General features: G+C 47.5%; 12 protein-coding genes. 3 read left to right on the top strand and 9 right to left on the bottom strand.

Going from position 1 to position 10,195, the window contains the following annotated elements; translation table 11 throughout:
• Both C1T29_RS17900 and C1T29_RS17905 read right to left on the bottom strand, forming a co-directional pair.
• The coding region (locus tag C1T29_RS17900; RefSeq protein ID WP_208945518.1) for a DUF1444 family protein at window positions 1–244 on the bottom strand (244 nt) is incomplete at its 3' end.
• A gap of 19 nt (window positions 245–263) precedes the next feature.
• The gene (locus tag C1T29_RS17905; protein WP_023855517.1) at window positions 264–584 is read right to left on the bottom strand and encodes a thioredoxin family protein; all 321 of its coding nucleotides are present in this window, start codon (window positions 582–584) and stop codon (window positions 264–266) included.
• 290 nt (window positions 585–874) lie between these two features.
• Between C1T29_RS17905 and C1T29_RS17910 the strand changes: the two genes are divergently transcribed.
• Entirely contained in the window at window positions 875–1,321 is a 447-nt protein-coding gene (locus C1T29_RS17910) for a YtoQ family protein (protein ID WP_020452614.1), read from the top strand.
• Window positions 1,322–1,373: 52 nt separating this feature from the next.
• Here the strand turns inward: C1T29_RS17910 and C1T29_RS17915 are convergent, their stop codons facing one another.
• Window positions 1,374–2,447, bottom strand: coding sequence for a M42 family metallopeptidase (locus C1T29_RS17915; RefSeq protein WP_103750237.1), 1,074 nt, complete (start codon window positions 2,445–2,447; stop codon window positions 1,374–1,376).
• A 136-nt stretch (window positions 2,448–2,583) separates the two neighbouring features.
• On the opposite strand from C1T29_RS17915, the gene C1T29_RS17920 reads away from it, so the two are divergent.
• The gene (locus C1T29_RS17920) at window positions 2,584–2,898 is read left to right on the top strand and encodes a PepSY domain-containing protein (RefSeq protein WP_020452616.1); all 315 of its coding nucleotides are present in this window, start codon (window positions 2,584–2,586) and stop codon (window positions 2,896–2,898) included.
• Window positions 2,899–2,933: 35 nt separating this feature from the next.
• Here the strand turns inward: C1T29_RS17920 and C1T29_RS17925 are convergent, their stop codons facing one another.
• From C1T29_RS17925 to trmB, 3 genes are all read right to left on the bottom strand, one after another.
• The gene (locus C1T29_RS17925; protein ID WP_208945519.1) at window positions 2,934–4,631 is read right to left on the bottom strand and encodes an NAD-dependent malic enzyme; all 1,698 of its coding nucleotides are present in this window, start codon (window positions 4,629–4,631) and stop codon (window positions 2,934–2,936) included.
• A 73-nt stretch (window positions 4,632–4,704) separates the two neighbouring features.
• The gene (locus tag C1T29_RS17930) at window positions 4,705–5,550 is read right to left on the bottom strand and encodes a YtnP family quorum-quenching lactonase (RefSeq protein WP_023855520.1); all 846 of its coding nucleotides are present in this window, start codon (window positions 5,548–5,550) and stop codon (window positions 4,705–4,707) included.
• A 91-nt stretch (window positions 5,551–5,641) separates the two neighbouring features.
• Window positions 5,642–6,283, bottom strand: a complete 642-nt coding sequence (trmB, locus tag C1T29_RS17935) for a tRNA (guanosine(46)-N7)-methyltransferase TrmB (protein ID WP_023855521.1) — start codon at window positions 6,281–6,283, stop codon at window positions 5,642–5,644.
• Window positions 6,284–6,463: 180 nt separating this feature from the next.
• Here trmB and C1T29_RS17940 point away from each other — a divergent pair, with 180 nt between their 5' ends.
• Complete coding sequence (locus C1T29_RS17940; RefSeq protein WP_020452620.1) at window positions 6,464–6,742, top strand: YtzH-like family protein; 279 nt, start codon at window positions 6,464–6,466, stop codon at window positions 6,740–6,742.
• Here the strand turns inward: C1T29_RS17940 and C1T29_RS17945 are convergent.
• The 3 genes from C1T29_RS17945 to C1T29_RS17955 all read right to left on the bottom strand — a co-directional run.
• The gene (locus C1T29_RS17945) at window positions 6,737–7,540 is read right to left on the bottom strand and encodes a phosphotransferase family protein (protein ID WP_208945520.1); all 804 of its coding nucleotides are present in this window, start codon (window positions 7,538–7,540) and stop codon (window positions 6,737–6,739) included. The two genes, C1T29_RS17940 and C1T29_RS17945, sit on opposite strands and share 6 nt — an antisense overlap.
• Before the next feature lie 188 nt (window positions 7,541–7,728).
• A complete protein-coding gene (gene pulA, locus C1T29_RS17950; protein ID WP_103750238.1) occupies window positions 7,729–9,861 on the bottom strand; it encodes a type I pullulanase in 2,133 nt (710 codons plus the stop codon).
• 26 nt (window positions 9,862–9,887) lie between these two features.
• A partial coding sequence (locus C1T29_RS17955; RefSeq protein ID WP_369122217.1) for a diacylglycerol/lipid kinase family protein occupies window positions 9,888–10,195 on the bottom strand: 308 nt, incomplete at its 5' end.

Raw genomic sequence — 10,195 nt, forward strand, 5'->3', positions numbered from 1 at the left:
CCTGCGACTGGCCTTTCATGTCATTGAGTGCTTCCTCAGTATAATAGACGACTTCGTCAATCGCATCATCTTTTTTCTGCTCCCATTTGGCGATGATCCCCGGGAGTTCGAGTGTAATGCCTTTTCCTGTATTTTTATCCTCGATTCTCAAGGTGTCTTTTTCACTGTCGAAATGAAAGGACCAGTTGTCATTTTGCAAACGTTTTTTTAATATATCGGAAAGTTTCCTTGACGTCATTTTCATAGAGGAACTCTCCTTTCGGCTACTTATTCAGGGAATCTGTCAAAAATTGCTCGATTTCCTCTTTCGTTTTTCGGTCTTTGCTGACAAAGCGGCTGATTTCGTTTCCTTCTTTAAATACGAGGAAGCTCGGGATTCCGAAAATGTCCCACTCCGCGCACGTATCAATAAATTTGTCACGGTCAACATAATAGAATGTAAATTCCGGATAGTTCGCCTCAAGCTCGGGCAAAAACGGTTCTACAAAACGGCAGTCCGGGCACCAGTCAGCCGAAAACATCAACAAGGATAAATTGTCTTTCACAACTTTTTGCAGTTCTTCATTCGTCTCGATTGTTTTCATCACTCAACGCCTCCAATATATGTTCTTATCATCCATTCGGATCATACCAGACAACCGGCTCCATATCCAGCCTTTTGCTGTCCACCTGCTTTTTTAAAAGATGGACGATTCTTTATGTATCTTACCCGTTTTAAAAAGGGAAAATCTTAACGATCCGATCCTCTTTCATATCATAAGCATAATTTTTTTGCTTTATCAAGCCATTCTCGTTTAACATGGTAAGTAATAGGGTAAAAATATCCGTTAAGGCGCCTTGCGCCGTGATCCCATGACAGTCAGGAGGAGTATGTATGGAATTTATCGTTTATCTTGCCGGAGAAATACATAGCAATTGGCGTGAAGAAGTGAAGGAAAAAGCAAAATCGCTCAAGCTGCCGATCACGTTTGTCGGACCGATGGAAAATCACGACCGCTCCGACAACATCGGTGAAGAAATTATGGGCAAGCAGGCTGATTCGATCGCGAAAGATGATGCAGCCTCGGATTTGAATAATTTTCGAACTTCCGTTTTAATGAACAAAGCGGATGTGGTCATCGCTCTTTTCGGGGAAAAATACAAGCAATGGAACACGGCGATGGATGCTTCATACGCGATTGCCAAAGGCAAGCCGCTGATCATCATCCGTCCTGAGTCACTCCATCATCCGTTAAAAGAACTGTCAAACAAAGCGAACATTACCGTAGAAACTGTCAATCAGGCGATTAAATCGTTGTCGTACGTATTTGAAAGCCGGTAGCTGTATCATCAAAAAGAGACCCTGTGCGTAAAGCGGCACAGGGTCTCTTTGTTCAATCATTTCGCAAAATCGATTGTACGGCAGAACTGTCGCAAGCTTTGACAAGCTTGAGCAGCAATTCTTTTGCAGCAAGGTAGTCATCAACGTGGATAATGGAAGCAGATGTATGGATATATCTTGAACAAATGCCGATCACGGCCGAAGGAACGCCTTCATTTGAGATGTGAACACGACCGGCATCGGTTCCTCCAGGGGAAACAAAATATTGATACGGGATGTCATGAGTCTCTGCCGTATCCAGCACAAAATTTCTCATTTCGCTGTGCGTCACCATCGTCCGGTCGAAAATCCTTAACAACACCCCTTTGCCGAGCTGGCCAAATTGATTTTTGTCGCCGCTCGCATCGTTTGCCGGACTTGCGTCAAGCGCGAAAAACAAGTCAGGCTGTATCATATTGGCCGCAGTTTGCGCACCTCTTGTGCCGAGCTCTTCCTGAACGGTCGCGCCTGAGTAAAGCGTGTTCGGAAGTTCTGCTCCTTGCAGTTCTTTCAGCAACTCAATGCTGAGTCCGCAGCCGTAGCGGTTATCCCATGCTTTCGCCATGATCTTCTTTTCATTTGCCATCGGGGTAAACGGACAGATCGGCACGATTTGCTGGCCTGGTTTGACACCGATGCGTTCGGCATCTTCCCTGTCATCCGCACCAATATCAATCATCATGTTTTTGATATCCATTGGACGTCTCCTCTGCTCATCTGTTAAAAGATGAGGAGGCGTGCTCGCGATGACGCCGGGGATCGGCCCGTTGTCCGTATGGATTTCCACCCGCTGAGCCAATAAAACCTGGCTCCACCAGCCGCCCAGTGTTTGAAACCGAAGCAGTCCGTTGTCAGTGATTGATGTCACCATAAATCCCACTTCATCCATATGGCCGGCCACCATAATTTTCGGACTGTCTTCAGGTCCATGTTTAACGCCGAACACGCTTCCCAGTCTGTCCTGGAGGATCTCATCAGCATATTTTTCAAGCTCTTTTTTCATGAAACGGCGGACTAGATGTTCATTTCCCGGGGCGCCGGGGAGCTCCGTCAACGTTTGAAAAAGCGTTCTCATTTCCTGATTCATCTGTTTCCCTCTTTTCTTATGTATCTCTCTACATTTTACATAAGTGTGCGATGTGTTTCCAGAAGAGAGCCCATCCTTAACACGGACGGACATGTTCTGTATAATGAAAAAAACAAGCTTTGGAGGTGCTGAAAAGATGAAACTGCGCCATTTTCTTCTTGGGGCCGGCATCGGCATTGCCGCGGCCGTTGTTGTCAAACAATATGTCATGCAGCCTTACATTTCTTCTGAAAAAGCGCTGCGCATCGTCAAGTCCGCTTTTAAACAGAGAGGCCCGATCGACGGTTCATGGATATATACCGTTCCGGAAGCCTATACCGTAAACGGCGAAACCGTCATGGTGTACAAAACAGGCATTACACGTTCTGCTTTCGGAGAGCTTGAACAGTACGAAGTCATGGTTGATGCGAAGACAGGCATGATCGTAGATGTGATTGATACCGCAGCATAGCATCAAAAAAATGCGGCCTGAAATGGCCGCATTTTTTATATGGCGCGAATCGGCCGGTAGACCGGATGCCACATCGCATCCTGTACAGCTTGAATCACATCGCCCGGCTCATTTTCTGCAACTCCGTCTTTTATGGCTGCTTTAATGACAGCCGTTGCCACTGTTGCGGAAACCGTGCGCAAATCCTCAACCTCCGGAAGGAGCGCTGCGCCGGGCCGTCCGATGTCAACCATACCCGCGATCGCAGCTGCGCTGGCGTAAAACATGTTGTCCGTAATCAGCCTTGCTTTTGATACGAGCGTTCCGAGACCGAGACCGGGGAATACAAAGGCATTGTTCGCCTGGCCGATCGCATAACGGGTGCCGTTGTAATCGACAGGCGCAAACGGGCTTCCTGTGGCGACGAGCGCCCGCCCTTCCGTCCATTTGATCAAATCTTCTGGTCTTGCTTCAGATAACGGCGTCGGATTGGACATCGGAAATATAGCCGGCCGTTTCACATGCTTTGCCATTTCTTTTACGATTTCTTCTGTAAATGCGCCCGATACAGTAGAGGTTCCAATCAAAATGGTAGGCTGCACTTGTTTTACCACCTCAAGCAGATCGATTGTATCCCCCGGGCCGTTCCGGCTAAAGTCTTTGACCTCGTCGGCAGGCCGTGCATACGGCTTTTGAATGTCCTGCAAGTCGTTCATATCATCTGTCAGCAAACCGTTCCGGTCAACACACCAAAAACGGCGGTATGATTCCTCTTCCGACACCCCCTCTTGAACAAGAGCGGCGCGAATTTGCTCTGCGTTGCCGATCCCGGCCGTCCCCGCTCCGAATATGACCACTTTATGATCTTTTAGGGGCATTTTCGATATTTTGACGGCCGCAAGCACCGCTGCAAGGGTGACTGCTCCTGTGCCTTGAATGTCGTCGTTAAAGGTGCAAATTTTGTCTTTGTATTTTTTTAAAATCTGACGTGCATTTTGCGTTCCGAAATCTTCCCAATGCAGCAAAACGCCCGGAAACGTCTCGGTTGCGATTTGAACGTATTGATCAATAAACGATTCATAACGCTCGCCTCTGATTCTTGAATGCTGATTCCCGACATAAAGCGGATCATTGAGAAGCCTTTCCTGGTTCGTCCCCGCATCAATGACAACGGGAAGGACCTTGTTAGGATCGATGCCCGCAGCCGCAGTATAACCGGCAAGCTTTCCGATCGAAATGGCGATGCCTCCGACTCCCCAATCCCCGATTCCGAGAATCCCTTCAGCATCAGTGGCCACAATCAAATCGATCCGGCTTTTTTTAGCGGCCAGATTTTCAAATGCCGTTTTCATGCCTTCAGGGTCATTAACCGACAAAAACAGCCCCCGCGGCTTTCTGTATTCATGGCTGTATTGCTGGATTGCCGTTCCGACAGTCGGGGTATAAACAATCGGCAGCATTTCTGTCATATGGTCGTTCAGAAGCCTGTAGAACAGCACTTCATTTCGGTCATGAAGCGCCGTTAAATAGACGTTTTTGCTCAAGTCATCAGGTTGTGATTGGAACTGTTTATACGCCCGTTTTGCCTGTTCTTCAAGCGTCAGCACCTTGGGAGGAAGCAATCCTGTCAAGCCGAGAGCTTCCCTTTCCTCCGGAGGGAAGGCAACCCCTTTGTTCAGCAGGGGCGTTGCAAGGACTTCAAATCCTCTTAATTGCGTCTCGATCACTTGTTCATTCAGATTATTGTGGCTCACCCGTCGTCTTCCTTTCAAAAGTTAGTTATCCTTAGGATGGATAACTACAAAGCAAACCATTCACCAAAATAGCTTAGCGCCTTTCTCTCTTTACTGACTCTGCAATCTCGCCGTTTTCATCCCATTTTAATGCCCTATAAATGGCGTCATGGTAAAAAATGTACCAGGCGTTTTTCTCGGCGGCTTTCGCCTGCCATGCTTGCTTCGCCGCAATCGATGTCATCGGATAATCGTCGTACGCCAGCACCCAGAGAGGATTCTGATGGGCATGCGTCGGCATAATATCAGCCATATGAAGGGCCGTTTCGCCGGCATCCTCAAGAACGATCACGGAATGACCGTCGCTGTGGCCGCCTGTATGATGCATCGTAATTCCCGGCAAAACTTCGAGCTTCTCATCGAAGGTCCTCACTTGATGCTGAACTGCTTCCCAGTTTTCTTTCCAATATGTATTTTTGGAGCGGATATTCGGATTTCTCATCTCTTCCCATTCGATCGCAGACGTGTAAATCGCTGCATTCGGAAACACGGAAACAAGGCTTTCTCCCTCATATCGCGTCAATCCGCATGCATGGTCAAAATGGAGATGTGTCATCAGAACGGCGTTGATATCTTCCGTTGAGAGCCCGAGTGCTTTTAACGAGTCAGCAATTGACGATTCTTCGGTGACCCCGTAATTTCGTTTCTGCTTATCCGTCAGTTTGCCGCGTCCGATACCGGAATCGATCAGCAAATTTGTGCCGTCTTTCTGAACAAGTATAGGGTCTGTTCTCAGTTCGATCTGATTTTTCTCATTGACGTCATACTTTTTAGACCAAAGCGGCTTGGGCACAACGCCGAACATGGCGCCTCCGTCCATGTGTGTGACGCCTCCGTTCAGCCATGTCAGCTTGATTCGTCCGATTGTTAAAGTTTCCATGATCATCCCTCCTTCTCCTATCGTAGCAAAAAACGCAACCCGAAGCTTCATTTGAAAGCAAAAAAACAGACCGCCGGAAGCAGTCTGTTTTTTATGTTCGCCATTCAGCTTCTACTCTGTAGATCGGCTGGCCTTTAGCGGCGAACTTTTCTTCGTATTCGGTCATCACGTTTCCTTGAAAATCGCTTTGATGCAGGTCAAGGCTGACGAACGTCAAAACGAGTCCGTATTCGGAAAAACTGGTAAGGGAGTACTCAAATAACCCGCGGTTATCGGTTTTGAAATGAATCGCTCCCTTGCCTCCGAGCACCTGCTCATACTTTTTCAAGAACGCTTGATTGGTCAGACGGCGCTTTGCATGGCGTTTTTTCGGCCACGGGTCGGAAAAATTCAAATAGACCCGGTCGACCTCCCCATCTGCAAAAACGTCTGAAAGCATATTGGCATTAATGTTCAAAAGCTTTACATTCGGCGCCTCTGTCTGCTTTACTTTATCAACAGCGGTTACGATGACGCTTTTAAATAATTCGATTCCGATATAGTTTACATCCGGATTTTGCAGGGCCATTCCTGAAATAAATTGCCCTTTTCCGGTTCCTACTTCGATGTGGATCGGGTTGTCATTTCCAAAAATGGAATGCCATTTCCCTTTACATTGAGACGGCTCGCTGATCACAATATGAGAGTTTTCAGCCAGGTAGTCATCCGCCCAAGGCTTGTGACGCATTCGCATGTACTTACACCTCTATTTGTTATATCGTCTTACAACATACCATGAAATCCCGGAATCCCGCAAGGCCTCTTCCAAAGCAAAAAAGACCGAAGATCGGCCTCCGGGTCTTTCGCGTATAAATTACAGCTTTCTGAACATTTTAATCCATATACTCCGAGAATGAAGGGAAGTGCCAATATTATGGGCTTAAATCAGCAAAATCAGATTCATCTATTAAAAGATATTCTCTCAGACCATCAGGCAGACTGCACCGGAACCGTCGCTGAGTGCGAACAGATGGAGCGGATTATCAAGTCTTTAATGGCAAATACGAATCTTGACGCCGGCCTAAAAGGCGTCCTCGAAGACATTTATTTGTACAGCCAGAGGGGAAAATCGTCCGCTTCAATCAACAGCCACATTCAGGAACACCAGGATCATCTCACACAATGGGTGGAAGATATCGGCTCATTTTCATGAAGCTCCGGCGAGACGCTTCATTAATGCGTGAAGCTGTTCCAGCCCTTGGTGAAAGCCTTCCTGATTGCCTTTCGCTTCTTGCCAGAGTGTTGTCATTGCTTTTTCCGCCAATACGTACCAGGCCATTCTCAGCCTGAGATTGTCCGTTAACGAAGAGCCGTAGCGTTCGAGCCAGCTTCCCCATTCCCGCTCTTCAACGTAATGATAAAGAAGCGGCCCCAGATCGATCGCGGGGTCTGCAATCATCGCTCCATCCCAATCGATTAAATAAAGCTGGTTCTGATCTGTAAGAAGCCAATTGTTATGATTCACATCGCAGTGACAGACGACCTTTTCTCCGGACTGTACATCATCGAGATGGTGCTCCAGATACAAAAGGGCTTGGTCAAGCTGCGGTATCGGATATTGCCGGGCCTGGATAAACTGCTTCAATTGAGTGATTACAGAGCTTGGCTGAAAAGGCTGCTTGCCGAGTCTCTTCAGCATGTCTAAAAGCGCTTTGGAGCTGTGAATTTTCCGAAGCATCTCAGCCACCGCCTGGCTGTTCATATCCTTCGGCTTCAGTTCTCTTCCCTTGAGCCAGTGCTGTGCTGTAATCACATCCCCGTTTTCCATTCGTTTTGTCCAAACGAGCTTAGGAACAATTCCTTCCGCGGACAGGACAGCCAAAAAAGGAGAGCTGTTGCGCTTTAAAAAAAGCTGCTGTCCATTATGTTCTGCATAATATGCGTCTCCTGTAGCTCCTCCTGCGGGGGAAATCTCCCATTCGCTACCTAGTAATTGTCCCAACCAGTTCATATCGATTTTCAACCCATCATTTCATTAAAAGATTTTAAAAAGCATCTGCTCCCTAGAGCGGGCAGCAAACCGCTTGTATTGTCGTCTCTTTATATTCAAATAAAAAGACGGCTATTGAGAGTCATTTGTGCTAAACAATAGCCGTCTTTTAAATTTTAGCGCTAGACGCCAAACTTCGTCAAGCAAAACTAAAAAATCCCTTTTGGTTCGTATAGAACATAGGTTCCGATGCCGTTCAGCCGAAGCCTTTTTTCCGCTTGAACCTTCCCATTGAAGAACGTAAAAGGATCGCAGTGCAGCAAGTACTGTTTCTGGGCGGGCAGCTCAAGCGTTTCCTTTTTTGCAGACGGACAATGCACCACTATGATTTCGTTCCAGGGATCAAATGCTGCAATGTTCTTCAGCTTGTAGGCCGTCACTTCTCCTGTACCGCTCATAAAAGAAAGATGTTCCTTGACTTCCTCCTCTTTTTGCAGACGAAAAGCGGGATGGCTTCTCCGCAGCCTGATCAGCTGGCGCACATATTCGACGTCCTCGCAAAGCTCCGCCCGCTTTTCCCAATCGAGCCTGTTGATGCCATCTCCCGACCTGTAGCTGTTGCTGTCCCCATTCTTTGTTCGGCAAAATTCCTGCCCGGCATGAAGAAATGGAACGCCTTGCGAAAGCAGGACGATCGACAGCGCGAGCCTTTGTCTGAGCCGTTTTGTGCAGGCATCTTCTTCCGAACAGAAGGCCATCTTATCCCAAAACGTATGATTGTCATGGCACTCCGCATAATTGATTGACTGTGGCGGCAGCAAGAATCCCGGTGAGCCGGCAATTCCATGTTGAAGCTCAGCTTTTTTTCCAGTGTCCCCTAAAGCATATCCGCGGTCACCGAGCTCAAATGTACTCCCTTTGACTGCGTTTCTGAACCGATCATTAAAAAAGCCGACCGCCGGAACTTTCCCGGCATTTTGCAATGTTGCTTTTTGCCCGCTTTCAAGCGGGGTATTTAAATCCCAGCCTTCTCCGAACAGGAGCGCGTCCGGCTTCACATTCTCGGCAAGCTTACTAATTTGGCGGACGGTTTCAATATCAAGAATGCCCATTAAATCAAAACGAATTCCGTCGACATCATATTCTTCAAGCCAATAGCGGACAGAATCGAGAATATATTTTCGCACCATCAGCCGCTCAGATGCAATGTCATTTCCGACGCCTGTTCCGTCGGCTGGAAAACCGTATTCATTATGTCTGAAAAAATACCCGGGAACCGTTTTTTCAAAAGGGGATGTTTCCCTCTTGTACACATGATTATATACGGCATCCATGATCACGGAGAAGCCGTGTTTGTGCAGCGTCTGAATCATCGTTTTCAGCTCGGTGATTCTGCTTTTGGGGTTCTGCGGATCGAGCGAATAGCTTCCTTCAGGCGCATTAAAATGAAGGGGGTTATAGCCCCAATTATAGGATTGGTCCGGAGACAGCTCGTCAACTCCGGCAAAATCGTGAAAGGGCAGAACCTCGATATGGGTGACGCCGAGCTCTTTCAAATAGGCAATTCCCGTTGAGAAGCCGCCGGACGTTTCAGTTCCGTCCTCTGTGAAAGCAAGATATTTGCCTTTATGGCGCATACCGCTGTCTTCATGAATCGAAAAATCGCGGATGTGAACCTCATATATAACCGCATCACACGGACTGTGAAGGCTTGGCGCACGGTATTTTTCCACTTTGACTTCCTCAGGATCTATTACAACGCCCTTTTCCCCGTTTACCGTAACAGCTTTCGCATAAGGATCGACTGTCAATAACGGCGTCCCGTTTACATAAAGCTTATATAAATAGGACCAGCCGTTCAGATCGCCTTCGATCGTTACCTCAAAAACACCCTTTTCTCTGCGCATCATTTGAAAAGTATTTGTTTGAAGCGAATCAGGGCTCTCCAGCTTGATCGCTGCCGTACTCGCGGTCGGCGCCCATACCTTAAATAAAGTACGCTCTTTTGAATAAAAAGCACCGAGACGGCCGTCATAAAAAAAAGCCTTGTCAAACGCCGCACTTCGCGTAACAGAACCAATTTGCAGGTCTGTCCAGACGCTTTCTTCACAGCATACTTTATGAACTCTTCCGAATGGAACGGGGCGGCTGCTTTCGAGAACATACTTGAATTTCTCCTCAAGCTCCTCCGTCGCTTTTACCGAAAGCTCTATCTTCCCTCCTTGATCATCTTCAAGCAGAAAAGGGGGGCTGCAGCTTGAGGCGCGGCTCTTCGGAACTAAAACAGTGATCGTTCTCATTTCATCGAGATAAGCTTCAAAGGGGCGGCTGATACCCGGCATCTCAGTCTCTCCTTCATTCGAAAGATTTATGCTCTTAACCGAAGAGATTCGGTCCCTGTTTTGATGAAAACGGGCGCCCAGCCGATCACCTCTCCATCCGCTTGAAAGAGCACCCGCTCATTCGTATGAAAATAAATTTCTTTCGTCTTAAACGCCGTAACACCGTTTTTACCGATGTGTTTGCCGAATATCATTGCAAACAAGAGGCCGGCTTTTTTCAATACGGAGCGGTCTTCAATAATGATCACATCTAAAAACTCATCCCGCGGATTCGCGTTCGGTGCAATCTTCATGTCTCCGCCATAGTAGGGGTGTTTTGAAACCGACGCAAACC

It is taken from the genome of Bacillus sp. MBGLi79, from assembly GCF_002953915.1.

Excerpts from the sequence above, each read along its gene's own strand:
- C1T29_RS17905 (WP_023855517.1), bottom strand. The coding sequence starts at position 584 with ATGAAAACAATCGAGACGAATGAAGAACTGCAAAAAGTTGTGAAAGAC.
- C1T29_RS17910 (WP_020452614.1), top strand. The coding sequence starts at position 875 with ATGGAATTTATCGTTTATCTTGCCGGAGAAATACATAGCAATTGGCGT.
- C1T29_RS17915 (WP_103750237.1), bottom strand. The coding sequence starts at position 2,447 with ATGAATCAGGAAATGAGAACGCTTTTTCAAACGTTGACGGAGCTCCCC.
- C1T29_RS17920 (WP_020452616.1), top strand. The coding sequence starts at position 2,584 with ATGAAACTGCGCCATTTTCTTCTTGGGGCCGGCATCGGCATTGCCGCG.
- C1T29_RS17930 (WP_023855520.1), bottom strand. The coding sequence starts at position 5,550 with ATGGAAACTTTAACAATCGGACGAATCAAGCTGACATGGCTGAACGGA.
- trmB (WP_023855521.1), bottom strand. The coding sequence starts at position 6,283 with ATGCGAATGCGTCACAAGCCTTGGGCGGATGACTACCTGGCTGAAAAC.
- C1T29_RS17940 (WP_020452620.1), top strand. The coding sequence starts at position 6,464 with ATGGGCTTAAATCAGCAAAATCAGATTCATCTATTAAAAGATATTCTC.
- C1T29_RS17945 (WP_208945520.1), bottom strand. The coding sequence starts at position 7,540 with ATGAACTGGTTGGGACAATTACTAGGTAGCGAATGGGAGATTTCCCCC.
- pulA (WP_103750238.1), bottom strand. The coding sequence starts at position 9,861 with ATGCCGGGTATCAGCCGCCCCTTTGAAGCTTATCTCGATGAAATGAGA.